Raw genomic sequence first — 24,608 nt, forward strand, 5'->3', positions numbered from 1 at the left:
GCATTGCGGCGTGCTCCTCCGGGTAATAGTGCTGCACCCCAACATAGGGCCGTGAACGTGTTTCGCCAGCCATGAGCCAGGATTTGCGAATGAGAAAAGCCATCGCCTTCGCAGCCCTTGCCCTTCTGGCAAGCGGCCAATCCCTATTCGCCAAGGACACTATGACCAAGACGCCCGCTTCCCCGCCCGTTACCGAACAGCGCCCGCACGAAGCCGCCTATCACGGAATAACGATCAGCGATCCTTATGCCTGGCTGCGCGATCCCGGCTATCCCGAAGTCAAGGACACAGCGATCCTGGCCCATCTGGAAGCGGAAAACGCCTGGTTCGAAACCCGCATGGCCGGGCAAAAGGCGCGGACCGATGCGCTGTTCAGGGAAATGCGCGCGCGGATCAAGGAAGCGGACAAGTCCGTGCCGCAGAAGGACGGCAATTTCCTCTACTGGATCGAATACGAAGAAGGCGCGGAATACAAGAAATGGTTCCGCCGCCCGGTGGGGGCCCCCACCGATGGCAGCGCGGATGAATTGATTCTCGACGAAGTGGCGCTGGCCAAGGGCAAGGAATACTTCCGCCTCGGCGCGCTGTCGGTCAGCAACGATGGCCGGCTGCTCGCCTATTCGGTGGACGACAACGGCTCGGAACGCTTCACCGCGCGGATCAAAAATCTCGCCACCGGCGAAGTGCTGCCCGATGAAATCCCCGGCACGCTGTCCAGCCTCGTCTGGGCGGCGGGGGACACGGCGCTGGTCTATTCGCTGGCGAATGAGAACTGGCGCACCGACAACGCCCGGCTGCACTGGCTGGGCAAGCCGCTCAGCGAGGATGTCGAGCTGTATCACGAGGATGACGAAGGTTTCCGCGTCGGCAGCGGGCTGTCTTCCAACGAAAAGTGGATCGTGATTTCATCCGGTGACCATGAAACCAGCGAAACGCGCCTGATCCCGGCGGACGATCCGCTGGCCACCCCCTTGCTGGTCAAGGCGCGGCGCAAGGGCGTGGAGTACGACGTGGATGAGCGTGACGGCATCCTCTACATCCACACCAATGACGAGCATGAGAATTTCCGCCTCGCCACCGCGCCGCTGGCCACGCCGGGCGAATGGACCACGCTGATCGCGGGATCGGACGATTTCTATCTGACGGGCGTCAGCCTGTTCCGCGATTTCTACGTCACCGAGGGGCGTCTGCGCGGCCTCGATCACATCGATGTCCGTTCCTATACCGATCCGGCCAGGGTGGAACCGATCGTGTTCCCCGAAGCAAGCTATACCGCGGGGCTGGATGACAATCCCGAATGGGCGGTCGATAGGCTGCGTTTGTCCTATGCCAGCATGATCAGCCCGAACACGGTGTACGATTACCATCTGGCGGACAAGCGGCTGGAAGTGCTGAAAGTTCAGGAGATCCCTTCGGGCTACGATGCGTCGCTCTATGCCACCGAACGGCTGGAAATCCCCGCGCGCGATGGCACAAAAGTGCCTGTCAGCGTGATGTACCGCAAGGACCGCCAGCCTGGCGGGCCGCTCTATCTCTATGGCTACGGCGCGTATGGCATCGCCATCGATCCGGGCTTTTCGACCACGCGCCTGTCGCTGGTGGACCGGGGCTTCGCTTTCGCCATCGCGCATATCCGGGGCGGGGACGATCTGGGCCGCGCCTGGTACAAGGCGGGCAAGCTGGAGCGGCGGACCAACACGTTCAACGATTTCGTCGATGTGGCGAAAGGACTGGTGGAGCGCGGCTATACCCAGGCCGGCAGAATTGCCATTTCGGGCGGTTCGGCGGGCGGCGAACTGATGGGCGCGGTGATCAATTCCGATCCGGAGCTGTGGGGCGCGGTGGTAGCGCATGTGCCGTTCGTCGATGTGCTCAACACCATGCTCGATGCCTCGCTGCCGCTGACTCCGGGCGAATGGCCCGAATGGGGCAACCCGATCGAGGACAAGGCGGCGTTCAAACTGATCCGCTCCTACAGCCCGTATGACAACGTGCGGGCGCAGGCCTATCCGCCGCTGCTGGTCACGGCGGGCCTCAACGATCCGCGCGTGACCTATTGGGAACCGGCCAAATGGGTCGCCCGGCTGCGCGAAATGAAGACCGACGGGAACGAACTGCTGCTCAAGACCAATATGGGGGCGGGCCATGGCGGCAAGTCGGGCCGGTTCGAAAGCCTGAAGGAAACGGCGGAGGAATTCGCGTTCATCCTCTGGCAGATGGGCATCGCGGAGTGAGCGAAATCTACACCCGCCTGTTCACGGCGGGGCCGGAGCATATCGACAGCAACGGCCACGTGAACAACGCGGTGTGGGTGCAATGGGTGCAGGACACCGGCACCGCCCACTGGGAAGCGCGCGCCCGGCCGGAGGACAAGGCTGCTTATCTGTGGTTCGTCACCCGCCATGAAATCGATTATCGCGGCAATATCGGCGCGGGCGAAACCGTCACCGCGCGGACCTGGCTTCCCGGCCCGCCGCAGGGCGCGCGCTTCGTGCGCGAAGTGGAATTCGTCACCTCGGCGGGCAAGGCGATCGTCGCCGCCCGCTCCGTCTGGGCGATGATTGACAAGGCCAGCGGCCGCCCGACGCGGATTCCGCCTGAAGTGGCGGGGCCGTTTCTGGCCTGAACGGGTGGGGGTGGCTTTCCGCTACCCGGCCAGCGCCTGTTCCACGGGCAGCAGGTCATAACCCAGTTCTTCCGCCACCGCGGGATAGGTCACCCGGCCTTCGCACACGTTGAGCCCGGCGGCGAGATGCGGATCGCGGCGCAGGGCCTCTTTCCACCCCAGATCGGCGATACGCAGGGCATGGGGCAGCGTGACGTTGTTCAGCGCATAGGTGGAAGTGCGCGCCACCGCGCCGGGCATATTGGCCACGCAGTAATGGACGATGCCATCGACCACGAAAGTCGGGTCCTGATGCGTGGTCGGATGGCTGGTTTCAAAGCAGCCGCCCTGATCGATGGCGACATCGACCAGCACCGCCCCGCGCTGCATGCAGGACAGCATGGCGCGGGTGACGAGCTTGGGCGCGGCCGCGCCCGGCACCAGCACCGCGCCGATCACCAGATCCGCCTCGCACACGCTGTCGGTCAGATTGGCCTGATTGGAAAACCGGGTCTTGGCGCGGCTTTCGAAATGGATGCCCAGCCGTTCCAGCACTTCGGGATCGCGGTCGAGAATGGTGACGTCCGCCCCCAGGCCCACTGCCATCTGCGCCGCGTTGAAGCCCACCGTGCCGCCGCCGATCACGGTGACTTTGCCGGGCATCACCCCCGGCACCCCACCGAGGAGAACCCCGCGCCCGCCGTGGACTTTTTCCAGCGCCGTCGCCCCGGCCTGGATCGCCATGCGCCCGGCCACCTGGCTCATCGGTTTGAGCAGCGGCAGCGAATGGCCCGGCCCGGTGACGGTTTCATAGGCGATGGCAACGACGCCCGACTGGACGAGATCGGCGGTCTGCTGCGGATCGGGGGCGAGGTGGAGATAGGTGTAGAGGATCTGCCCGGGGCGCAGCAGCGCCCGTTCGGCGGGCTGCGGTTCCTTGACTTTCACGATCATTTCGCATGCGGCGAAGATATCGGGCGCGGTGTGGATGGTGCAGCCCGCGGCGCTATAGGCATCGTCGCTGGCGCCGATGCCGAGGCCTGCCCCGCTTTCGATCCACACTTCATGCCCGCGCGCGGTCAGTTCCCGGGCGCTTTCGGGGGTCAGCCCGACGCGGTATTCGTGATTCTTGATTTCCCTGGGGCAACCGACGCGCATGCACTGTCTCCTGGCGGGGCTGGCCCGCCGCAGGCAGGCTCGCCAGCAGCCTGCCTGTCTGTTTGTCTGTCGCCCGGTCCTAGAGCGGGTTGCCGTCCTTGTCGCGATAGATATCGCGCCGCCCGACATGGTTGGCCGGGCCGACGAAGCCATCGGCTTCCATCCGTTCCACCCATTTGGCGGCGGTGTTGTAGCCCACGCCCAATTGCCGTTGCAGCCAGCTTGCCGAAGCCTTCTGGCTTTCGAACACGATCTGGCAGGCCTGGCGGTACTTGCGTTCGGCCGGATCGTCGCTCGCGGTCAGTTCGTCGTCGAAGCCGAAGCCGCCGTCGTCCGGTTCCTCGGTGACGGAATCGATATAGACCGGGCTGCCCTGCGCGCGCCAGTGATCGGCCACGCGTTCCACTTCCTCGTCCGCCACGAACGGGCCGTGCACGCGCACCAGCGCCCCGGTGTTGGGCTTGTAGAGCATATCGCCCTTGCCCAGGAGTTGTTCCGCGCCCTGTTCGCCCAGAATGGTGCGGCTGTCGATGCGGCTGGTGACTTTGAAACTGATACGGGTGGGCAGGTTGGCCTTGATGACGCCGGTGATGACATCGACCGAGGGGCGCTGCGTCGCCATGATGAGGTGGATGCCCGCCGCGCGGCTTTTCTGCGAGAGACGCTGGATCAGGACTTCGATTTCCTTGCCCACCGTCACCATCAGGTCCGCCAGTTCGTCCACGATGAGGACGATCTGGGGCAGCGCTTCATAATCGAGCTGTTCTTCCTCGAACAGTTCCTCGCCCGTTTCTGGGTCGAACCCGATCTGCACCCGGCGGCCCAGCGGCTTGCCCTTGGCGGCGGCGGCGCGGACGCGTTCGTTGAAGCCCGACAGATTGCGCGCGCCGACGCTGGACATCATGCGATAGCGCCGTTCCATCTCTTCCACCGCCCATTTCAGCGCGCGGATCGCCTTGGCGGGCTCCGTCACCACGGGGGACAGGAGGTGCGGGATATCGTCGTAGCTCTTGAGTTCCAGCACTTTGGGATCGATCAGGATCATGCGGCATTCGGCTGGCGTCAGGCGATAGAGCAGCGACAGCAGAATGGCGTTGAGCCCGACCGATTTGCCCGAGCCGGTGGTGCCCGCGACGAGCAGGTGCGGCATCGCGGCCAGATCGGCCACCACCGGTTCGCCCGCGATATCCTTGCCCAGGATGATCGGCAGCATGCCCTTGTGATGGGCGAAGGCTTCGCAGGCGGCCAGTTCCTTGAGCGAGACGGTCTGCCGGTCGGCATTGGGCAATTCGATGCCCATCACCGTCTTGCCGGGGATGGAGGATACGCGCGCGGAAATCGCGCTCATGTTCCGGGCGATGTCTTCGGCCAAGCCGATCACGCGGCTGGCCTTGATGCCGGGGGCCGGTTCCAGTTCGTACATGGTGACGACGGGGCCGGTGCGCACCGCCGTGATCTCGCCCTTGACGTTGAAATCGTCGAGCACGGTTTCGAGCAGGCGCGCGTTGCGTTCCAGCGCCATCTTGTCGATCTTGGGCGCGGCGGTGGGTGGCGGATCGTCCAGCAGGTCGAGGCTGGGCAGGGCGTGGCTGTCGAACAGGTCCTTCTGCCGGGCGTTGCCGCTGCTGATCCTGGCCGGTTTGGGCGGCGTGCTGGGGTCCGAAATCTCCGGCGCCGGGCGTGGCGTGGTGTCGGCCTCCACCGGCGGCGGGCGCCGTTCGGCGCGGGGCTTCTCCTCCCGCCGGGGGGTGGTGAAAGGCTCTTCGTGCGTATCGCCGGCAGGCGCGGCGGCGCGGCTGCGGCGCAGGATATGCGGCAAAGTCAGCAGTTGCGCCCAGTCGAACGCAAAAACGCGCCCGGCCAGCAGCAGGCCGCCCCCAAGGCAGGCCAGCGCCAGCGCCAGGATCGTCCAACCGTGCGCCGCTTCGGGCAGGCGTTCGGCGACCGCGCGGATCGCCGCCGCGCCGAGCAGGCCGGTGATGCCCCCGGTGGAGGCGGGCAGCGAACCGCCCGGCCCACCAAACGCCAGCGCCATGACCGTGGCCAGCAGCACCATCGCCAGCAAAAGCATCGCCACCGTGCGCCACCAGCGTATGCCGTGCGGGGTTTCCTCCTCGTCCGCGTCGCGCCACAGCTTGCGGGCAAAAGCGTAAAGCAGGGGCAGGATCAGGACGGACACCAGCCCGAACAGGAACAGCACCCGTTCCGCGGCCCATGCCCCGGTGCGGCCCATCCAGTTGGCCACCTGATCGCCCGCCGCGGTGGAGGCGGAAGGATCGGTCTGGTGATAGCTGGCCAGCGCCAGAGCGAGGAAAATCATGGCCCCGATCAGCAGGATCGCCCCGCCCATCTGACAGGCGCGGCGCAGCGAACGGCGAAAGGCCGCGCGCCAATCCAGCGCGGGCACAGTGCTCAATGCGCGTGAAGCCATGGTCGTCCCCTATGTCCTTGGGGGCGCATAATGCGCCGGGCGGCGAGTCCCCGTCAAGAATCCTTGGGATTCCCGCCTGCAGATTGGTTTACGTCGGTTTACGAAAGCCCGTCTATAGCCGCCCAGCGCGGCCAGGCCAGACGCTTTGCGGCGATCCGGTTCATCCCGCCGAGCGCGATCACCGGCAGACGCCCCTGCGCCGCCAGCAGGCGGAAGCGCAGCGGCCCCAGCACCGCCCGGCCGGGATGGGAGCGGGTGGCGAAAACCGGGGAAAGCATCGCCGCATCGGCCCCGGCGCGCCGCGCCGCGCCCAGTTCCGCCAGATCGTGCGCGGTGGCCACGCGCATCAGCCCGGGCGCGCGGCCCAGCCGGGCGGGCGGGCCGTAAATACCGTCTGCCCCGGCCCGGCGCGCTTCGGCGGCTGCGCCCGCCCACAGCAGGCGATGGCCATGGCGGCGGGCGATCCGGGCCAGATGGCGCCAGCGGGCACGGCGTTCGGCGGGCGGCAGGTGATAGTGGCGGAAAACGAAGCCGGACCCGCGCGGCAGGCGGGCCAGCGCGCGTTCGACCATGGGGTCGTTGCGCGCATCGCTGATCAGCCACAGGCACGGCAAGGGCGCGCGCTTCCGCGCCGGACACCGGGTTTGCCGTTTCAGGGTCTGGCGCTTGTGCATCCCGGCGCTATAGCGGCCTGCGATGGAAAACGCAGCCACTCCGCTCGCCGATATTCGCGACCGCATTGCCCGCACCGCGCAGATTGCGGGGCGCAAGGCGCAGGACATCACACTGATCGCGATCAGCAAGACTCATCCGGCCGCGGCCATCGCGCCGCTGATCGCTCAGGGACAGCGGGTGTTCGGTGAAAACCGGGTGCAGGAAGCGCAGGAGAAATGGCCCGCCCTGCTGGCGCGGGCGCGCGCGGAACACGGCGAGATCGCGCTGCATCTGGTCGGCCAGTTGCAATCCAACAAGGCGGACGATGCGGTGGCGTTGTTCGACTGCATCCATTCGCTCGATCGGCCTTCGCTCGTCACCGCGCTGGCCCGGGCGATGGACAAGGCCGGGCGGCAGGTGCCGTGCTTCGTGCAGGTCAATATCGGCGCGGAAGAGCAGAAGGGCGGCTGTGCGATTGCCGATCTGCCCGCTCTGCTGGCCGCAGCGCGCGCGGCGGATATCCCGCTGGCCGGCCTGATGTGCGTGCCGCCCGCCGCCATCGAACCGGCCCCGTTTTTCGCCTTCCTCGACAAGCTGGCGGCGGACAACGGATTGGCCGGACGCAGCATGGGGATGAGCGGCGATTTCGAAACCGCGATCATGCTGGGGGCCACGCATGTGCGGGTGGGCAGCGCGCTGTTCGGCGCGCGCGGGGCCTGACGGATCGCGCTCAGATCGCGATTTCGACCACCCCGGCGTTCGCGCCATCCGCCGGTTGCTCCACCGCGTTGGCGGCGGCCAGCAGCTTTTCCTCCACTGTCCGCAGGCGGTCTGCGCGGTCGACTTTGTGGCCGAACAGGTCGGTGACGTAGAACGTGTCGGCGGCGCGCTCGCCATAAGTGGCGATATGGGCGGAATGCACCACCAGTTGCGCTTCGAACAGGGCCCGGGCCAGGCGGTTGAGCAGGGCGGGCCGGTCGCGCGCGTTGACTTCGACCACGGTGAAGCGGTTCGAAGCCTTGTTGTCGAACAGCACCCGCGGCCGCACGCTGAACGCTTCGGAACGGATGCGCGGTGAAGGGCGCTTGGCCAGTTGCGGCACCAGTTCCACCCGGTTGGCCAGCGCATCGGCGATCGATCTGGTCAGCCGGGCAAGCTGGTCTTCTTCCATGAACGGGCGGCCGAGCGGGTCCTGCACCAGAAAATTGTCCACCGCCTTGCCGTTGCGGGCGGTGTGGATGCGGGCGTCGATGATATTGCCCCCGGCCAGGTGGATGCCCCCGGCGATGCGGTAGAACAGCCCGGCATGGTCGGGCGAAATGACGGTGACGAGCGTGGCCCCGCGCGCCGGGTAGTATTCGCAATGGATCGAAAGCGTATCGTCCGCTTCCTGCGCCGCGTGGAACTGCCGCAGGTTCAGCGCGATGATATCTTCCGGTTCCGCGATCCAGTAAGCATCGCCCAGCAGCGGGCCGACGCTTGCGGCCAGTTCCGCCCCGTCTTCCACCAGCGCGCCGACAGCGGCTTTCTTCGCTTCAACCCGTTCGCGGCGGCCGAACTGCTTGTGGCCCAGCCGTAGCTGTTCCTGGGCCAGCTGGTAGAGATCGCCGATCAACTGGCGTTTCCAGCTGTTCCAGGTGCCGGGGCCGACCGCGCGGATATCGACCACCGTCAGCAGCATCAACTGGCGCAACCGGTCGAGCCCCTGAATCTGTCCGACGAAATCGGTGATCGTCTTGGGATCGGCAAGATCGCGCTTGAACGCGGTGGCGCTCATCAGCAGGTGATGGCGCACCAGCCAGCTTGCCAGCTCGGTTTCGTCCTCGCTCAGGCCGAAGCGGGGGCACAGGCGGTCGGCGACTTCGGCGCCCAGCACCGAATGGTCCCCGCCGCGGCCCTTGGCGATATCGTGCAGCAGCACGGCGACATAGGTCACCCGGCGCGACACAACCTTGTGAATCATGTCGCAGGCCAGCGGGTGGTCCTCGCGCAGTTCGCCCCGCTCGATCCGTGAAAGCAGCCCGATCGCGCGGATGGTGTGCTCGTCCACGGTGTAATGGTGGTACATGTCGAACTGCATCTGCGCGTTGACGCGGCCGAAATCGGGAATGAAACGGCCGAGCACCTCGGCTTCGTTCATCCACCGCAGCACCGTTTCAGGGTCGTTGCGCCCGGTCAGCACGTCGAGGAAGAAGGCGTTGGCGCGCGGATCGCGCCGCACCCGGGCGTCGATCAACTTCACGTCGCGCGTGGCCATGCGCATGGTTTCGGCGTGGATTCCCAGCCCTTCCGTCTCGGCGATGGCGAAGATTTCGATCAGGCGCACCGGATCGGCTGTGAACCAGTCGTCCGAGGGCGCGCGCAGCTTGCCGCCGAAAACGGTGTAGCCTTTTAGCTTGCGGGCGCGGGCGCGGAAGCCCGCCAGAATGCCGCGCGGGGTCTTGGCGGTGAACTGTTCGTCCAACTGGGCGAGGAACATGGCGGTGAGATTGCCGACGCGCTTGGCCTGAAGGAAGAAGAACTGCATGAACCGTTCGACCGCGCTTTTGCCTGGCCGGTCGGCGAAATTCATCCGCCGGGCGACTTCGCGCTGGAGATCGAAAGTCAGCCGGTCTTCCTCGCGCCCGGTGATCGTGTGCAGGTGGCAGCGCACCGCCCAGAAGAAGTTTTCCGCCCGGCGGAAAGCGCGGTATTCATGCCGCGTCAGCAGCCCTACATCGACCAGTTCGGCGGGCGTGCGGACCTTGTGGATATATTTGCCGATCCAGTAGAGCGTGTGCAGATCGCGCAGGCCCCCCTTGCCTTCCTTGACATTGGGTTCGACGACATAGCGGCTGTCGCCCAGCCGCTTGTGCCGCGCGTCGCGCTCGGCCAGCTTTTCGACGACGAACTGCCGTTCGGTGCCCGGCACCACTTCGGCGAAGAAGCGCTTGCTCGCTTCCTCGTAGAGCGGCAGATCGCCCCAGACATAGCGCCCTTCGAGCATGGCCGTGCGGATCGTGAGATCGGCTTTGGCCAGCCGCACCATATCGTCGAGCGAGCGGCTGGAATGGCCCACTGTCAGCCCCAGATCCCACAGGAAATAGAGGATCGCCTCGATCACCTGTTCGCACCATGCGGTCTGCTTGCCCGGTGTGAGGAAAGCGATGTCGACATCTGAATGCGGCGCCATTTCGCCGCGCCCGTATCCGCCCACGGCCATGAGCGCCAGCCGTTCACCGGTGGAGCGGTTGGCGGTGGGATAGACATCGCGCACCACGTGATCGTGAATCACCCGCACCAGTTGATCGATCAGGAAAGCCTGCGCTTCGGCGCAATCGTGGCCGTTGGTGGGCTTGGCCGCCAGCCGCCGGGAAACTTCCTCCCGCCCCCGGGCCAGCGTTTCGCGCAGCACGGCCAGCACGCGAGGGCGCACCGGGCCATCGTCGGCAGCCACGATTTCGGCGATGGCTTCGCTCAGAGTGCGGCGGTCGATCACCGCGCGCTGATTGGGAATCCGCAGGATGCTCACGCCGGTTCCTTGCCAAAGACCCGATGCGAATGAAGGCGCCGGGCCATATTCACCAAGATAGGATCGTCCGTTAGTCGTCGCAACGCACTGGGAATGGGCTTTCTCCCGCTGCCAGCCTATGCCAATAGCTGTCGCACAGGATTCACGCTCTAGGGGGTTCCCCGCTTGCTGTCACTATTGGCCGACGCCGCGCACCATGCACCGCTGATGTGGGAAGATCTCGGGCTGCGCCCCGGGATCGATCTCGGTTTCTTCACTTTGCGGTTCTACTCGCTGGCTTATCTCGCGGGTATCCTGCTGGGCTACTGGCATCTCAGCCGGATGATCAAGGCCCCCGGCGCGCCGATGGCGCAGCGCCATGTCGATGATCTGTTCTTCTACTGCACGCTGGGCATCATCGCCGGCGGACGGCTGGGCTACGCCACGTTCTACCAGCCCGAACTGTGGGCCAATCCGATGAACCTGCTCAAGCTGTGGGAAGGCGGGATGAGCTTCCACGGCGGACTGATCGGCGTCCTGCTGGCGATGGTCTGGGTTAGTTGGCGCGGCGGGCTCAATTTCCTGCGCGTGGCCGATTACATTGCGGTCAACGTGCCGTTCGGCATGCTGTTCGGGCGGATCGCCAATTTCATCAACGGCGAACTCTGGGGCCGTCCGAGCGATGTGCCCTGGGCGATGGTGTTCCCTGGCGCGGGGCCGCTGCCGCGCCACCCGTCGCAACTTTACGAAGCGGCGCTGGAAGGCGCATTGCTGATGGTGATCCTGCTGCTGCTGTTCTGGAAGACGCGCGCGCGCTGGCGGCCCGGTTTCCTCGTCGGCGTGTTCACTGCCGGGATCGGCATCGGCCGCTTCACCGTGGAATTCTTCCGCGAACCCGATGCGCAACTGTCCGAATTCGCGCTGCGCACCGGGCTGTCGATGGGGCAGTGGCTGAGCCTGCCGCTAGTCGTCCTTGGCCTGATCGTGCTTGCCCGGGCGCTGACGCGCCCGGCGCTGGGCGCCACGGCCAGCTACAAGGACAGCGCTGAACCGGCATGACCGATGCGCAAGGCGGCTCGCTCGCGGCAGCTTTCCGGCGGTTGATCGCCAACACCGGCCCGATCAGCGTGATGCATTACATGGGCGAAGCGAACGCCCGCTATTATGCCTCGCGCGATCCGCTGGGGGCGGCGGGCGATTTCGTCACCGCACCCGAAATCAGCCAGATGTTCGGCGAACTGATCGGGCTGTGGATGGCGGATATCTGGCTGCGCGCGGGCCAGCCCGATGCGGTGCATTATGTCGAACTGGGTCCCGGGCGCGGCACGCTGGCACGCGATGCGTTGCGCGCGGCGAAGCGTTTCGGTTTCGCGCCGCAGGTGCATCTGGTCGAAGGCTCGCCCGTCCTGCGCGCGGTGCAGGCCGGGGCGGTGCCCGGCGCGATCTGGCATGACGATCTTTCCACGGTGCCCGCCAACGGCGCGATGCTGCTGATCGCCAACGAATTCCTCGATGCCTTGCCTGTGCGCCAGTCGGTGCTGACGGCCCAGGGCTGGCGCGAACGGATGGTCGGGCTGGACGAGGACCGTTTCGTGCCCATCGCCGGGGGGCGGCCGATGGATGCGGCGATCCCGGCGGAACGGCGCACCGCACCCGAAGGGGCGATTATCGAAAGCTGCCCCGGCGCGGCGGCCACATTGCACGAAGTGGCCGGACGGCTCACCGTGCAGGGCGGGGCGGCGCTGTTCATCGATTATGGCTATGACCGGGTGCAGTACGGATCGACTTTGCAGGCCGTGCAGGCGCATCGCAAAGTCGATCCGTTCACCGATCCGGGTACGGCCGATCTCACCGCGCTGGTCGATTTCGAAACTCTGGCGCAAGTGGCCGCATCACACGGCGCGCGCTGGCTGGGCACGGTGGAGCAGGGGGCATGGTTGCAGGCGATGGGGATCGATGCCCGCGCGCAGGCGCTATGCCGTTCCGCGCCCGAACACGCCGATCTGATCCGCTCGGCCCGGGACAGGCTGGTGGAACCGGCCCAGATGGGGCGCCTGTTCAAAGTCATGGGTCTGGCCAGCCCGACATGGCCTGATGGGGCGGGCTTCTGACAGGAGCCTGTTGAAAAAGGGACCGGGTAGGCGTTTATGCGGCGCCGGTGTTCCTGGGCCGGAGCTTCTTGAGAATGCCGGAAAAGGCCATGACAGGCGCATCCCCGCGCGTGATCGTGCCGCGCAGGAAAATCATCGATCGGGTCTGGCGCACGATATCCCCCCGGCATTCCAGCCGATCCCCCAGTGCGGCCGGGCCGACATAATCGCAGGTCAGGGAAATGGTCACCGCGGCGGCATCGCCGGTCAGCCCGGCAAAGACGAACAGGCTGAAATCGGCGAATGTCGCCAATGCCCCGCCGTGCAGCCCGCCGCCGCCGTTGAGATGCTGCGGGGCGACCCGCATCCCGCAGACCGGAGCCCCATGCGCATCGGTGCGATGATAGAACGGCCCGGCATGATCGTTGAACGGATCGCCTTCGGACACGGACCAGCCCGCCCATTCGCTGGCGGGGTTCGGGGTATCTGCGAAATCAGCCACTGGTGCGATCCTTGGTTAAATCCGGGCGCGCGCGCGCATTGCGGGCGCCCGATGACCGCTCAAGAGGCTTTCCTTCGCCATGGCAAGAGGCATTGGCTGTAAAGCGGCGGTGCACGATGATGGTTTCCGCCTGTCGGCCCCGGCGGCACTGGTGTAGGGCCGCCCGGAACAACGAAGGAAAGGCTGCGCCGCATGAGCTCGGACGAACTGGCACGGATCATCGCGGGAAGCATCGCACGGCATCAGACCCGGGGGCTGGTCGATGGGGCCACGGGTATGGAGGATGTGGTGATTCACGGGCGGGTCGATCTGCGCGCTGTGGCCGAGGATGTGTTCACCGCCGCGCTTCGGCAAGCCAGGCCCGCCCGGCGATCGTGGGCGCCGTGGTTCATTTGCGCCGCCGATGCGAAACGGCAGGCGCGGCGGCAGGATCGCATACGCGAAAGGCTGCTCGAACAGGCCGAAAACGGGCCGACGCCAGCCGATGTCGCCATCGCCCGGATGCGCATGCGGGGCCGCGACTGACAGGCGGCCCGCGCAGCGGCTCTCAAACGTCGAGATTGGCGACGTTGAGCGCGTTTTCCTGAATGAAATCGCGGCGCGGTTCGACCACGTCGCCCATCAGGCGGGTGAAGATTTCGTCGGTCACGTCGGCGTCTTCGACTTTGACCTGCAGGAGCACGCGATTTTCGGGATCAAGCGTGGTTTCCCACAATTGCTCCGCGTTCATTTCGCCAAGGCCCTTGTAGCGGGAAATCGACAGCCCCTTGCGGCCGTTGGCAAGCACCGCATCCAGCAGCGCGCTCGGCCGGGTGATCGCGCCGTCGTTGGCCACCGGCCGGGCGATGGGGACCGCGCTTTCGCCGTCATCCTCGGCCGTGGCGTCCGGTTCGGGCGCTTCTTCGGCGCCGCCGCCGCGCACCAGATAGGCGGGCGTGGCATAGACATCGGCCTGTTCCCCGGCGAGCCGGGCCAGCTTGCGGGCTTCCGCGCTGGTGATGAAGCTGGCTTCGATCGCATGGTGATCGACCACGCCGCGCCACAGACGTTCGATGCGGATCGTGCCGTCTTCGCCCAGCATCGCCGTCCATTTCGCTTCGCGGTCGCTCATTTCGAGATGCTGCGCCGTACGGATCAGCGCGGCCTGCCGCGCTTCGGGCGTGAGATCCGGATCGAGCCCGCCGGCAAGCGCCAGCACTTCGATGATTTCGGGATTGTAGCGGCGCGGGATGAAGCCCATCAGGCTGCGCACGCGCATTGCATGGTCCACCAGCCCGTTCAGTTCGGCGCCTGCCCGGGCGCCGCTGGCGCTTTCCAGCACACGGCCGTTGAGGCCCGCTTCCACGAGATAGCGGTCGAGCGCGGCGTTGTCTTTCAGATAGACTTCGCTGCGGCCTTTGGCGACCTTGTAAAGCGGCGGCTGAGCGATGAACAGGTGCCCGGCCTTGATGATATCCGGCATCTGCCGGTGGAAGAACGTCAGCAGCAGCGTGCGGATATGCGCGCCGTCCACGTCGGCGTCGGTCATGATGACGATCTTGTGGTAGCGCAACTTTTCGAGATTGAACTCGTCGCGGATGCCGGTGCCCATTGCCTGGATCAGCGTGCCGACCTCCTTGGAGCCGATGATCCGGTCGAACCGGGCGCGCTCGACATTGAGAATCTTGCCCTTGAGCGGCAGGATCGCCTGGAAATGCCGGTCGCGCCCCTGCTTGGCGGAGCCGCCGGCGGAATCGCCTTCGACCAGGAACAGTTCGGACTTGGCCGGATCGCGTTCCTGGCAATCGGCCAGCTTGCCGGGGAGCGAGGCGATATCCATCACCCCCTTGCGGCGGGTCAGTTCGCGGGCGCGGCGGGCCGCTTCGCGCGCGGCGGCGGCATCGATGATCTTGCCGACCACCGCCTTGGCATTGGCGGGATTTTCTTCCAGCCAGTCGCTCAGCCGGTCGGCCATCAGGCTTTCCAGCGGCTGGCGCACTTCGGAAGAAACCAGCTTATCTTTCGTCTGGCTGGAAAATTTGGGATCGGGCAGTTTGACCGAAACGATCGCGGTCAACCCTTCGCGCATGTCATCGCCGGTGAGATTGACCTTCTCTTTCTTGAGCAGGCCGGACTTCTCGGCATAGCCGTTCAGCGTGCGGGTCAGCGCGGCACGGAACGCGGCCAGATGCGTGCCGCCATCGCGCTGCGGGATGTTGTTGGTGAAGCACAGCACGTTTTCGTAGTAGGAATCGTTCCATTCCAGCGCCACTTCGATGCCGATCCCGTCCCGTTCAGAACTGATCGCGATAGGTTCGGGTAGCAACGGCTGCTTGTTGCGGTCGAGGTACTGGACGAAAGCGGCGATCCCGCCTTCGTAGAACAGGTCGTGTTCCTTCACTTCCTCCCCGCGCTTGTCACGCAGGAGGATGCGTACGCCCGAGTTGAGGAACGCCAGTTCGCGGTAGCGATGTTCCAGCTTCTCGAAATCGAATTCGGTGACGTTCTTGAACGTGTCGGTGCTGGCAAGGAAGGTGACGCGGGTGCCCTTCTTGCCCGCCGGGCCATTGCCCACGACTTTGAGCGGGGCTTCGGCGTCGCCATGGCGGAAGCGCATCCAGTGTTCTTCCCCATCGCGCCAGATGGTCAGTTCCAGCCATTCGGACAGCGCGTTCACCACCGAGACGCCCACGCCGTGCAGGCCGCCCGAGACCTTGTAGGCGTTGTCGTCGGACGTGTTCTCGAACTTCCCGCCCGCGTGGAGCTGGGTCATGATCACTTCGGCCGCGGAAACGCCTTCTTCCGGGTGGATGCCGGTGGGAATGCCGCGCCCGTTATCCTCGACCGAGACGGACCCATCGGGATTGAGTTCGATCAGAACGAGATCGCAATGCCCGGCCAGCGCTTCGTCAATCGCGTTGTCGGACACTTCGAACACCATGTGGTGCAGGCCCGAACCATCGTCGGTGTCGCCGATGTACATGCCGGGGCGCTTGCGCACGGCATCGAGGCCTTTGAGGACCTTGATCGATTCCGCGCCATAGCCGTTGGTGTTGATGCCGGGGTTTTCGCCGGCGTTCTCGGATGTCTCTGCCATATCGATGATATAGGGAGTCCGGCGCTGTTTAGAAAGCTTTGTCACCTGCCATCCACAGCCAAAATGCGCGTGGACGGGCCGAAAATGCGATCGGTGCGGGCGGAAAACCGCGGCCCGGTCCCCGGATAGCGAAACGGCCGTTCTTTCCAGATGGAAGAACGGCCGTCAGCCGTTGGGTTTGGGCATGGTTCCTGCCTGGATTAAGTTGCAATCCTGCTCAGATGAGCGTGGCAGTGAAGAGCACGCCGCTGGTCGAAGCCGCCACGAGGATGGGCAGGACGAACGAAGCGAGATGGCGCATGATATTCTCCGTCAGACCTTCGGTGCGGGGTGCCCCGAAGTGCTGGACGCCAATTGGGCGGACGGAGGTTATTTCGCAATCGCAAAAAAGTCGTCTTGTGTTGCGGGTTTTGCAACTAACCATTCAAGTATATGTAAGAAATATATAAATTGCATAATTCTTGAAGAGGCCAGGGCGAGATTGCGTGTGGTGCGATGCAATATATTCCGCGTTGCGGCATTGTCTGCGCGATTGCGACGGGCCGCCCTTCGCGCGGGGCGCCTGAAACGGATGCCTGTATCATGGAGATGGCATGGCAGTTTGCCATCCGAAACGGCATGGCCAGCTGGGCAAGCCTGGGATAGAATCGTGGCCGGGGTAAACGCGGCCTGTGCCGGGCGGCCCCATGCAAGGAGGTTGCCGATGCCGATGCGCCTGTTCGCCCGCATGACGCCCACCCGCATTCTGGCGCTGGCCGCCGCCGGGGCAATGGTGCCGCTGGCCGCGTGCGCGCCGATGCCCGCCCCGATCGAGGAGGAGCCCGTGCCCGCTTGTCCGCAAACCCGCAACTGGGTCGCCTGGGTCGATGCGATGCCAGGGCCCGGCAACGGGCCGCGACTGATCGTCGAAGGCGAAGTTGCTCTGCCGCCGGGCCGCCGGGCTGCGCTGCAGGCCGGGCCGACCGATCGTATGATGCCGCCGGGCCAGCGGTTCGCACTGGTGGTGGAGCCGGGTGCCGGGCCGGGCGGCTGGCAGAAGGTGCGCGGCGAGATCGCGCCTGCCCAGACGCAGTATCGCGCGGTCATCGTCGGGTGCGAAGGCCGGACCATCGCCGAAATCGGCAGCGTTACCACCGCTTACTGACCGGCGCGTGCCATGGGTGGGTGCGTCCTGCGCGAAAGGCTTTCACCCTGCCCGTCCATGGGTTAGGCTGCGTTTCTCTTGGGTGTAGAAAGGCATATCGCATGGCAGAGTTTGACGATCAGGGCCGCCCGATCCCGCCGCAGGGCGAACCCGTCCGCCAGAACACGCCGCCCCCGGCCGCGACAGGGGCCAGTTTCGATTTCAACCGGCCGACCATTATCAGCCTGCTCTATCTCGCCGCCTGTGTGCTCGGCGTCACCGGGTTGATCGGGCTGGTGCTGGCCTATGTCTGGAAAGGGGAGCCGCACGAGGACTGGGAAGATAGCCACTACACCTATCTGATTCGGACCTTCTGGATCGGCCTGCTGGGGATCGTGGTCAGCATGGTGCTGATGCTGGTCCTGATCGGTTTCCTGCTCGCCGTAGCTGTTGGCGTCTGGGTGCTGGTGCGCAGCGTGATGAGCCTCGTCAACGCGCAGAAGCGCCAGCCGATGCCCGATCCGGGCACCTGGCTGATCTGATTTCCGGCCCGCACCGGGGCGCTGCGGGACAGTCGCCCGGGTGCTTGTCATCGGTTCATCGCTCCTCTGCCACGCCGGCCGTGGCTTGCCCCGCCGCGTGCCCACCCGGTCGCAGCAGGGGGCGCATCCGTGCCTTTTGGCCGTTAGGGAGGCCTTCCCCCCAACGACTTCAAGAGGATGACCGATGCGAAAATTTGCAATCCCGGCCATGGGTGCCGCGGCCATGCTGGCGCTGAGTGCAGGCACGCTTGCCGCACAGGATACGGCAGGGGCCCCGCCGCCGCCCGCCGATACGGCAACCGGCACCGCCGGAACCCAGGCCCCGGGCACTGCCGACAACACCGCCGCCGATACAGCGGCGGAGCCGAGCGCAGACACCTCCGCATCCGGCGCGGGCGCCAAGCAGCCCTAAGCCTTAGGGGCGCGGCGCCGAAGCTCCTCCGGCGCCGCCCTCTTACCTCCTGTTCGGGGAGTATCCCTTGCTCCTTGATCCGCACTTCAGGCCGGGCTCGCCCCGGCCTTTTTTCGGAAGATGACAGCAGGGGCACTTCTTAGCCTCATTCCCCGCGGATGTGGACGAACCGCCCCCGCCGCCCCGCGCGGTATGTCGGGCGGTACATTCGTTTGATAGTGGGGGGCATGAGCAAACGGATAGATTTCGATCCGCGACGGCGGCAGCGCAGCGGGGGGTGGGCATCGCGCTACCCTTCGCGCGCGCCCTCACGCGTGATGCGCCGATCCTATCCGCGCAAGCGGACATGGCGGCAGACTTTGGCCGATGCGCGACCGATCGTTCTGCTGATCGTGATGCTGACGCTGGGCACCGTCCTTGGCGATGGCGCCGCGTTCGAACCGCCCGCGTTCCTCCAGACCGAGCCGGAGCCGGTCGCCGGGGCGTTCACCCGTTGCGGGCCGGGGCGCGGGACCTATTGCGTGATCGACGGCGACACGTTCAAGCTGGGCGAACGCAAAGTGCGCGTGGTCGGGATCGACACCGCCGAAATCAAGGCACGTTGCCCGGCCGAAGCGGCGCAGGCCGAACGCTCCACCGCCGCGCTGCAAGCCTGGCTCAATCGCGGCCCGTTCCAGATGACGGCCCGCCTCGACGAGCCGACCGACCGCTACGGTCGCGACTTGCGCATCGTGAAGCGCGTGGCGGCGGACGGTAGCGAGGACCGCCTGGCTGCTTTCATGCAGGCCGAAGGCGGCGCGCGTAGCTATCTCGGCGGCTATCGCGGCGGGTGGTGCTGACGGCTGCCGGGCGGCTTCAGGATTTGAACCCGAACCACCAGATCACTGCACCAAAGGCGAGCGCCTGCAGCGCCGCAATGGTGTGCAGATTGCGGCAAAACGGTTGCTTGCGCGTTTTGTGACGAAACAGATGGCGCGCGGCATAAGCTCCGGGCGTTCCCCCGATCAAAGCCCATGTCAGCAGAGTGGATTCGGCAATGCGCTTCCGCTGCGCTTCGGCCAGCCGCTTGTCGATCCCGAACGCGATGAAGGCCGCCAGATTGATGGCGAGAAGACAGCAACAGATGGTGAACGGTGCCGCCAACGCCGGAAAGTCATCCATCGGATGCGTTTCGGGCGTTGGAGATCGGGCAGGCAAGTGCGCGGCCGGAGAGTTACTCCGCCGCCACGCCTTTGCTGACATCGCCGAACATATCCGGTTCGCCGCCTTCTTCTGGCACGCCGGGTTCGTTGGCGGCGCGGGCGTTGCGGCGCTGGTCGAAATTGGCCCAGACATCGTTCCAGTTGCCGCGCGTCGCGGCTTTGGAATATTCGGTGGCGCGGGTTTCGAAGAAGTTGGCGTGCTCCACCCCGTTGAGCAGGGGAGCGAGCCAGGGCAGGGGGTGTTCCTCGATCATGTAGATCGGCTGGAACCCGAGCTGGCCGAGACGCCAGTCCGCGATGAAGCGGATGTACTTCTTGATTTCCTTCGCCGTCATCCCCGGCACCGGGCCCGCTTCGAAGGCGAGGTCGATGAAGGCGTCTTCCAGCCGCACCGTCTTCTGGCAGCAGTCGATGATGTCTTCCTTCACCGCCTTGGTCAGGCAGTCGCGTTCTTTCGTGAACGCGTGGAACAGGCGGGTGATTCCTTCGCAATGCAGCGATTCGTCACGCACCGACCAGCTCACGATCTGGCCCATGCCCTTCATCTTGTTGAAGCGCGGGAAGTTCATCAGCATGGCGAAGCTGGCGAAAAGCTGCAGCCCTTCGGTGAAGCCGCCAAACATGGCGAGCGTGCGGGCGATATCCTCGTCGCTATCGACGCCGAACTGCTGGAGGTAATCGTGCTTGTCGCGCATTTCCTGATATTCCAGGAACATGCCGTATTCGCTTTCGGGCATGCCGATGGTGTCGAGCAGATGCGAATAGGCCGCGATGTGAATCGTCTCCATGTTGGAGAACGCGGCCAGCATCATTTTGACTTCGGTCGGCTTGAACACGCGGCCGTATTTGTCGTGGTAGCAATCCTGCACTTCCACGTCCGCCTGCGTGAAGAAGCGGAAGATCTGCGTCAGCAGATTGCGTTCGTGATCGGAAAGCTTCTGCGCCCAGTCGCGGCAGTCTTCGCCCAGCGGCACTTCTTCCGGCATCCAGTGCACTTGCTGCTGCCGCTTCCAAAACTCGTAAGCCCACGGATATTCAAAGGGCTTGTAGGTCTTGCGGGCTTCAAGCAACGACATGTTGTGTCTCCGTGGAGGTGGCCGAACCGCCAGTATAGCCGCAAACGGCCTGTGATGTGAATCCACAAATGGTCTTCGCCGGGGAAAAATATAGGTGCGCAAAACGCCTGTGCCAGACCTGGCGCGCGGCGGCGGGGCGGGCCCGCGGCAATCCCTGGCGCACTTCGCAAAAAGGGGCAGAAAAGCGCTTGCTCCCCTACCCCTTCCTCGCTGGAATTGGTTCGTCCGTGATGGCCTTAACCGCCCCCCGATGCAAGCATCCATTTCATGGTTGGCCCAGAGAATTTTGATGGAACCATGAGACTGGCCCGGCGAGGGGGCAAAGCGATGGCCGGCAGTGCGTATCCGGGCTTCGGAAGGCCCGGTGCATAAGGAAAAGGCCCCGATCCTCTGGCAAGGAGCGGGGCCTTTTCCTTGGCTGCTATCGGTGCGGGATCAGTCCGCAACGCCCAGGCCGCGTTTCAACGCGGCGGTGCGGGCGGCGCTGAAACGCTGGCCCGCGCCGCTGGCGGCGGCGAATCCGTCGAACCCGTGATAGGCGCCGGGCACCACATGGACTTCGGTCGGCACGCCGGCGGCGATCAGGCGGCTGGCGTAAGCGAGGTTTTCCTCGATGAAGAGGTCGAGCCCGCCGCAGCCGATCCATGCCGGGGGCAGGCCGGTCAGATCTTCCACCCGGGCCGGAACCACCGCGCCTTGCGGCAGGCTGTCGCCGCCCGGTTCCGCGCCCAGCAGCGCCGACCAGCCGAACTTGTTGTGATCCGCTTTCCAGACGAATTCGCCCAGATGCGCGGCGACGGCGCGGCTCGATCCGGTGCGGTCGTCGATCATCGGGTAAGTCAGCAGTTGGAACGCAATGGCCGGGCCACCGCGATCGCGCGCGGTGATCGCCAGCATCGCGCTGTGCCCGCCGCCCGCGCTTTCACCCGCTACGGCGATGCGCGCCGGATCGACGCCCAGTTCCTTGCCGCCTTCACCGGCCAGCCACACCAGCGCGGCATAGTTGTCGGCCACACTGCCCGCGAACGTGGTTTCCGGGGCCAGGCGGTATTCGACCGAAACGAACACGATGCCCGCTGCCATCGCCGCGGCCTGCACGCCCGCGATCATCCCTTCGGCCGAACCGAAGACATAGCCGCCGCCGTGAATATGCAGCACGGCGGGGCGATTGGTCGCGCCGGGGGTGGGATCGACGATGAACACTTTCACATCGGGATTGCCATCGATGCCGGGAATCGTCCGTTCCACCGGTTGCGGGAACGGTGCTTCGAGCGGCGGCATCATCGGTTGCGAGCGGACCAGATCAAGCGGAATCTGGGTGAAATCGATATCGGGGAACTGGGCCAGCGCGTCGCGCAGTTCGGGATCGACCATTTCGATGGGCATCGGCATTCCTCTGTTGCTGTGAATGGCTGTTGTGAATTTCCGGAGGGCATAAACGAAAAAGGGCCGGTTCGTCACCGGCCCTTTTCAAGAAATGTATATGGACGGGCGGGCCACGCCGTGCGCTTATTGGCAGGAAAGACATTCCTCGTAATCGGTCTGTTCGCCCGCGCTCAGTTCGAACCTTGCGGCTTCGGCCGTGTTGTCGGCTTCCACCCCACCGGCGAACCCGGCCCGCTGCACCGATTTGCTGCGCAGGTAATAGAGCGATTTGATGCCCCGCTCCCACGCCTGGAAGTGCAGCATCATCAGGTCCCACTTGTCGACATCGGCCGGGATGAAGAGGTTGAGGCTCTGCGCCTGATCGATGAACGGGGCACGGTCGGCCGCGAATTCGAGCAGCCAGCGCTGATCGATCTCGAAGCTGGTCTTGTACACTGCCTTTTCCTCGGGGCTGAGGAAATCGAGATGCTGGACCGAGCCGCCGCGTTCGAGAATCGAATTCCACACATTGGTGGAATCCTTCGATTTTTCGGCCAGCAGCTTTTCCAGATAGGGGTTCTTCACCACGAAGCTGCCCGAGAGCGTCTTGTGCGTGTAGATGTTCGCCGGAATCGGTTCGATGCAGGCGCTGGTGCCGCCGCAGATGATGCTGATCGACGCGGTCGGCGCGATCGCCATCTTGCACGAGAAGCGTTCCATCACGCCCATTTCCTCGGCATCGGGGCAGGGGCCGCGCTCGTTGGCGAGCAGCATGGACGCTTCACCGACTTTGGCATGGATGTGCTTGAACATCTTCATGTTCCACGCCTTGGCCATTGCGCTTTCGAGAGCGATGCCCTTGAGCTGGAGGAACGAGTGGAAGCCCATCACGCCGAGCCCGACGGAGCGTTCGCGGCTGGCGGAATACTTGGCGCGGGCCATTTCATCGGGCGCGCGGTCGATATAATCCTGCAGCACGTTGTCGAGGAAGCGCATGACATCCTCGATGAACTGCTTGTCGCCCTGCCACTGGTCCCAGTTTTCGAGATTGAGCGAGGACAGGCAGCACACCGCCGTGCGATCGTTGCCGAGGTGGTCGCGGCCGGTGGGCAGCGTGATTTCCGAACAGAGGTTGGACGTGGAAACCTTCAGCCCCAGATCGCGGTGATGCTTGGGCATCGTGCGATTCACGGTGTCGGAGAAGACGATATAGGGCTCGCCCGTGGCGAGGCGGGTTTCCACCAGCTTCTGGAACAGCGAACGGGCATCGACCTTGCCGCGCACCGAACCGTCCTTGGGGCTCTTCAATTCGAATTCGGCACCGTTGCGCACGGCTTCCATGAATTCGTCGGTCAGCAGCACGCCATGATGGAGATTGAGCGCCTTGCGGTTGAAATCGCCCGAAGGTTTGCGGATTTCGAGGAACTCCTCGATTTCCGGGTGCGACACGTCGAGATAGCAGGCGGCCGAACCCCGCCGCAGCGAACCCTGCGAAATGGCGAGCGTGAGGCTGTCCATCACCCGCACGAAGGGGATGATGCCGCTGGTCTTGCCGTTGAGGCCGACCGGTTCGCCGATGCCGCGCACCTGGCCCCAATAGGTGCCGATGCCGCCGCCGCGCGATGCGAGCCAGACATTTTCGTTCCAGGTGTTGACGATGCCTTCGAGGCTGTCGTCGACCGAGTTCAGATAGCATGAAATCGGCAACCCGCGCCCGGTGCCGCCGTTCGACAGCACGGGGGTGGCAGGCATGAACCACAGGCGCGAAATGTAATCGTAAAGGCGCTGGGCATGATCCTGATCGTCGGCATAGGCATCGGCCACGCGGGCGAAAAGATCCTGATAGCTTTCACCGGGCAGGAGATAGCGGTCGGTCAGCGTTTCCTTGCCGAACGCGGTCAGCAGCGCATCGCGCGCCGGATCGGTTTCGATCGCGAAGCGGCGCGGATTGATGCCCTTGCTGTCCACCGGTTCGCTGGCGGCCTTCGCGGCTTCGGCCAATGCGCCCGCCATGGCGGCGCCGGCCTGCGCGGCAAGCTGATCGGCCTGCGCATCCGCCGGGGCCGGGTTGGCCGGGCTGTCCTTGGCCATGCTGAGCAGATCGTTTCCCATATCCGTGTCCAGGCTCATCGCCACACTGTCCCCAGTCCTGAAATCCATCAAAACCCCCGTCCGCAACGCACAAAAACCAACGACGGCGCACCATCGTCGTTCCGCATTCGTTCGAATCAGCGGGCAAGTGCCCAGCCTAACCGTTTCCGGCCCGCACGAGGGAAAAACTTATCCCCCGATTGTCCTGCCTCTCCGCTTGCCCAAGGGGGCCACCATGTCCCGAATCCGCACGTTCGCGTGGCTTTCGCACACTTCCGGTTGAATCTAGGTCTTGTGGGTCCCCCGGGCATTCGAACCACAATCCATAGTGCCTTAAAGCGAATCTGGCGCAAGAGGATAAATGGGGAGCCGATCTTGGAATACCAGCCGTGCCATGCCATGCGGAGTCCGCGACGCGTGGACAAAGCTCCACTCACGCGGCACGCAAGAGTCGAAATTATTTTTTTGTCCACGGCCGTTTCGTCCACAGGCGCAGGGCCGGATCAGGTGTGAAAGGGGGCCGGTGTGCTCAATATACTGGGGGCTGTCGTCTCGGGACTGATCGTCGGCGCACTGGCGCGCTGGTTCTATCCAGGCACGGTCGATCTGGGTTGGGTGCAGACGATCCTGCTGGGCATCGGCGGCTCGTTGCTGGCCGATCTCGTGATCACGCGCGGGCGCGGCGGCTTCAACCGCGCGGGATGCCTGTCGTCCCTGCTCGGCGCGCTGGCGCTGATTTTTCTCGGCCGCTGGCTTCTGGGGTAGCGGCGAAAAGGGGCGGCTAAGAATCC

21 protein-coding genes are annotated in these 24,608 nt (G+C 65.0%); 11 read left to right on the top strand and 10 right to left on the bottom strand.

What is annotated here, in order from left to right; genetic code table 11:
- Positions 1-161 precede the first annotated feature (161 nt).
- Together K5X80_RS03260 and K5X80_RS03265 are read left to right on the top strand one after the other, a co-directional pair.
- A complete protein-coding gene (locus K5X80_RS03260) occupies positions 162-2,234 on the top strand; it encodes a S9 family peptidase (RefSeq protein WP_222560362.1) in 2,073 nt (690 codons plus the stop codon).
- On the top strand, positions 2,231-2,626 hold the full coding sequence (locus K5X80_RS03265) for an acyl-CoA thioesterase (protein ID WP_222559426.1): 396 nt from the start codon (positions 2,231-2,233) through the stop codon (positions 2,624-2,626). The genes K5X80_RS03260 and K5X80_RS03265 overlap by 4 nt, the downstream gene beginning before the upstream one ends.
- A gap of 21 nt (positions 2,627-2,647) precedes the next feature.
- Here the strand turns inward: K5X80_RS03265 and ald are convergent, their stop codons facing one another.
- The 3 genes from ald to K5X80_RS03280 all read right to left on the bottom strand — a co-directional run bounded on the left by ald (position 2,648) and on the right by K5X80_RS03280 (position 6,907).
- Complete coding sequence (gene ald, locus K5X80_RS03270) at positions 2,648-3,763, bottom strand: alanine dehydrogenase (protein ID WP_222559427.1); 1,116 nt, start codon at positions 3,761-3,763, stop codon at positions 2,648-2,650.
- 79 nt (positions 3,764-3,842) lie between these two features.
- Entirely contained in the window at positions 3,843-6,194 is a 2,352-nt protein-coding gene (locus K5X80_RS03275; RefSeq protein ID WP_222559428.1) for an FtsK/SpoIIIE family DNA translocase, read from the bottom strand.
- A gap of 98 nt (positions 6,195-6,292) precedes the next feature.
- Positions 6,293-6,907, bottom strand: a complete 615-nt coding sequence (locus K5X80_RS03280) for a thiamine phosphate synthase (protein WP_222559429.1) — start codon at positions 6,905-6,907, stop codon at positions 6,293-6,295.
- Between K5X80_RS03280 and K5X80_RS03285 the strand changes: the two genes are divergently transcribed.
- Positions 6,891-7,568, top strand: coding sequence for a YggS family pyridoxal phosphate-dependent enzyme (locus K5X80_RS03285; RefSeq protein ID WP_222559430.1), 678 nt, complete (start codon positions 6,891-6,893; stop codon positions 7,566-7,568). The genes K5X80_RS03280 and K5X80_RS03285 overlap by 17 nt on opposite strands.
- A gap of 10 nt (positions 7,569-7,578) precedes the next feature.
- On the opposite strand, the gene K5X80_RS03290 is transcribed toward K5X80_RS03285, so the two are convergent.
- Positions 7,579-10,359 carry a [protein-PII] uridylyltransferase gene (locus K5X80_RS03290; protein ID WP_222559431.1) on the bottom strand — a complete coding sequence of 927 codons (2,781 nt, stop codon included), beginning with the start codon at positions 10,357-10,359 and terminating at the stop codon, positions 7,579-7,581.
- A gap of 207 nt (positions 10,360-10,566) precedes the next feature.
- On the opposite strand from K5X80_RS03290, the gene lgt reads away from it, so the two are divergent.
- On the top strand, positions 10,567-11,397 hold the full coding sequence (gene lgt / locus K5X80_RS03295; protein ID WP_222560363.1) for a prolipoprotein diacylglyceryl transferase: 831 nt from the start codon (positions 10,567-10,569) through the stop codon (positions 11,395-11,397).
- Positions 11,394-12,449 (top strand): class I SAM-dependent methyltransferase, encoded by a 1,056-nt coding sequence (locus tag K5X80_RS03300; RefSeq protein WP_222559432.1) that lies wholly within the window; start codon positions 11,394-11,396, stop codon positions 12,447-12,449. The genes lgt and K5X80_RS03300 overlap by 4 nt, the downstream gene beginning before the upstream one ends.
- A gap of 34 nt (positions 12,450-12,483) precedes the next feature.
- On the opposite strand, the gene K5X80_RS03305 is transcribed toward K5X80_RS03300, so the two are convergent.
- Entirely contained in the window at positions 12,484-12,930 is a 447-nt protein-coding gene (locus K5X80_RS03305) for a PaaI family thioesterase (protein ID WP_222559433.1), read from the bottom strand.
- Positions 12,931-13,122: 192 nt separating this feature from the next.
- Here K5X80_RS03305 and K5X80_RS03310 point away from each other — a divergent pair, with 192 nt between their 5' ends.
- Positions 13,123-13,455, top strand: a complete 333-nt coding sequence (locus K5X80_RS03310; RefSeq protein ID WP_222559434.1) for a hypothetical protein — start codon at positions 13,123-13,125, stop codon at positions 13,453-13,455.
- A 22-nt stretch (positions 13,456-13,477) separates the two neighbouring features.
- Here K5X80_RS03310 and gyrB read toward each other — a convergent pair whose 3' ends face one another.
- On the bottom strand, positions 13,478-16,006 hold the full coding sequence (gyrB, locus tag K5X80_RS03315) for a DNA topoisomerase (ATP-hydrolyzing) subunit B (protein WP_222559435.1): 2,529 nt from the start codon (positions 16,004-16,006) through the stop codon (positions 13,478-13,480).
- A 703-nt stretch (positions 16,007-16,709) separates the two neighbouring features.
- On the opposite strand from gyrB, the gene K5X80_RS03320 reads away from it, so the two are divergent.
- The 4 genes from K5X80_RS03320 to K5X80_RS03335 all read left to right on the top strand — a co-directional run bounded on the left by K5X80_RS03320 (position 16,710) and on the right by K5X80_RS03335 (position 18,922).
- Positions 16,710-17,150 carry a hypothetical protein gene (locus K5X80_RS03320; protein ID WP_222559436.1) on the top strand — a complete coding sequence of 147 codons (441 nt, stop codon included), beginning with the start codon at positions 16,710-16,712 and terminating at the stop codon, positions 17,148-17,150.
- 101 nt (positions 17,151-17,251) lie between these two features.
- On the top strand, positions 17,252-17,671 hold the full coding sequence (locus K5X80_RS03325; protein WP_222559437.1) for a DUF4870 family protein: 420 nt from the start codon (positions 17,252-17,254) through the stop codon (positions 17,669-17,671).
- Between the two features lie 184 nt (positions 17,672-17,855).
- The gene (locus K5X80_RS03330; RefSeq protein WP_222559438.1) at positions 17,856-18,083 is read left to right on the top strand and encodes a hypothetical protein; all 228 of its coding nucleotides are present in this window, start codon (positions 17,856-17,858) and stop codon (positions 18,081-18,083) included.
- 227 nt (positions 18,084-18,310) lie between these two features.
- Complete coding sequence (locus tag K5X80_RS03335) at positions 18,311-18,922, top strand: thermonuclease family protein (protein WP_222559439.1); 612 nt, start codon at positions 18,311-18,313, stop codon at positions 18,920-18,922.
- 16 nt (positions 18,923-18,938) lie between these two features.
- Here the strand turns inward: K5X80_RS03335 and K5X80_RS03340 are convergent, their stop codons facing one another.
- The 4 genes from K5X80_RS03340 to K5X80_RS03355 form a co-directional block, all read right to left on the bottom strand.
- Positions 18,939-19,244 (bottom strand): DUF1294 domain-containing protein, encoded by a 306-nt coding sequence (locus tag K5X80_RS03340; protein WP_222559440.1) that lies wholly within the window; start codon positions 19,242-19,244, stop codon positions 18,939-18,941.
- 52 nt (positions 19,245-19,296) lie between these two features.
- The gene (locus tag K5X80_RS03345; RefSeq protein ID WP_222559441.1) at positions 19,297-20,361 is read right to left on the bottom strand and encodes a ribonucleotide-diphosphate reductase subunit beta; all 1,065 of its coding nucleotides are present in this window, start codon (positions 20,359-20,361) and stop codon (positions 19,297-19,299) included.
- A gap of 435 nt (positions 20,362-20,796) precedes the next feature.
- Positions 20,797-21,747, bottom strand: coding sequence for an alpha/beta hydrolase (locus K5X80_RS03350; protein WP_222559442.1), 951 nt, complete (start codon positions 21,745-21,747; stop codon positions 20,797-20,799).
- A gap of 123 nt (positions 21,748-21,870) precedes the next feature.
- Positions 21,871-23,886: a ribonucleoside-diphosphate reductase subunit alpha gene (locus K5X80_RS03355; protein ID WP_261390615.1), complete on the bottom strand. Its 2,016-nt coding sequence runs from the start codon at positions 23,884-23,886 to the stop codon at positions 21,871-21,873.
- A 456-nt stretch (positions 23,887-24,342) separates the two neighbouring features.
- On the opposite strand from K5X80_RS03355, the gene K5X80_RS03360 reads away from it, so the two are divergent.
- Positions 24,343-24,582, top strand: coding sequence for a GlsB/YeaQ/YmgE family stress response membrane protein (locus K5X80_RS03360; protein ID WP_222559443.1), 240 nt, complete (start codon positions 24,343-24,345; stop codon positions 24,580-24,582).
- Positions 24,583-24,608 lie beyond the last annotated feature (26 nt).

This window comes from Caenibius sp. WL (assembly GCF_019803445.1).
Lineage (GTDB): Bacteria > Pseudomonadota > Alphaproteobacteria > Sphingomonadales > Sphingomonadaceae > Caenibius.

Bases quoted from the DNA above. Each gene is read 5' to 3' on its own strand.
- K5X80_RS03260 (WP_222560362.1), top strand. From the start codon at position 162: ATGACCAAGACGCCCGCTTCCCCGCCCGTTACCGAACAGCGCCCGCAC.
- ald (WP_222559427.1), bottom strand. From the start codon at position 3,763: ATGCGCGTCGGTTGCCCCAGGGAAATCAAGAATCACGAATACCGCGTC.
- K5X80_RS03275 (WP_222559428.1), bottom strand. From the start codon at position 6,194: ATGGCTTCACGCGCATTGAGCACTGTGCCCGCGCTGGATTGGCGCGCG.
- K5X80_RS03285 (WP_222559430.1), top strand. From the start codon at position 6,891: ATGGAAAACGCAGCCACTCCGCTCGCCGATATTCGCGACCGCATTGCC.
- lgt (WP_222560363.1), top strand. From the start codon at position 10,567: ATGTGGGAAGATCTCGGGCTGCGCCCCGGGATCGATCTCGGTTTCTTC.
- K5X80_RS03300 (WP_222559432.1), top strand. From the start codon at position 11,394: ATGACCGATGCGCAAGGCGGCTCGCTCGCGGCAGCTTTCCGGCGGTTG.
- K5X80_RS03310 (WP_222559434.1), top strand. From the start codon at position 13,123: ATGAGCTCGGACGAACTGGCACGGATCATCGCGGGAAGCATCGCACGG.
- gyrB (WP_222559435.1), bottom strand. From the start codon at position 16,006: ATGGCAGAGACATCCGAGAACGCCGGCGAAAACCCCGGCATCAACACC.
- K5X80_RS03320 (WP_222559436.1), top strand. From the start codon at position 16,710: ATGCCGATGCGCCTGTTCGCCCGCATGACGCCCACCCGCATTCTGGCG.
- K5X80_RS03325 (WP_222559437.1), top strand. From the start codon at position 17,252: ATGGCAGAGTTTGACGATCAGGGCCGCCCGATCCCGCCGCAGGGCGAA.
- K5X80_RS03330 (WP_222559438.1), top strand. From the start codon at position 17,856: ATGCGAAAATTTGCAATCCCGGCCATGGGTGCCGCGGCCATGCTGGCG.
- K5X80_RS03335 (WP_222559439.1), top strand. From the start codon at position 18,311: ATGAGCAAACGGATAGATTTCGATCCGCGACGGCGGCAGCGCAGCGGG.
- K5X80_RS03340 (WP_222559440.1), bottom strand. From the start codon at position 19,244: ATGGATGACTTTCCGGCGTTGGCGGCACCGTTCACCATCTGTTGCTGT.
- K5X80_RS03345 (WP_222559441.1), bottom strand. From the start codon at position 20,361: ATGTCGTTGCTTGAAGCCCGCAAGACCTACAAGCCCTTTGAATATCCG.
- K5X80_RS03350 (WP_222559442.1), bottom strand. From the start codon at position 21,747: ATGCCCATCGAAATGGTCGATCCCGAACTGCGCGACGCGCTGGCCCAG.
- K5X80_RS03355 (WP_261390615.1), bottom strand. From the start codon at position 23,886: ATGGATTTCAGGACTGGGGACAGTGTGGCGATGAGCCTGGACACGGAT.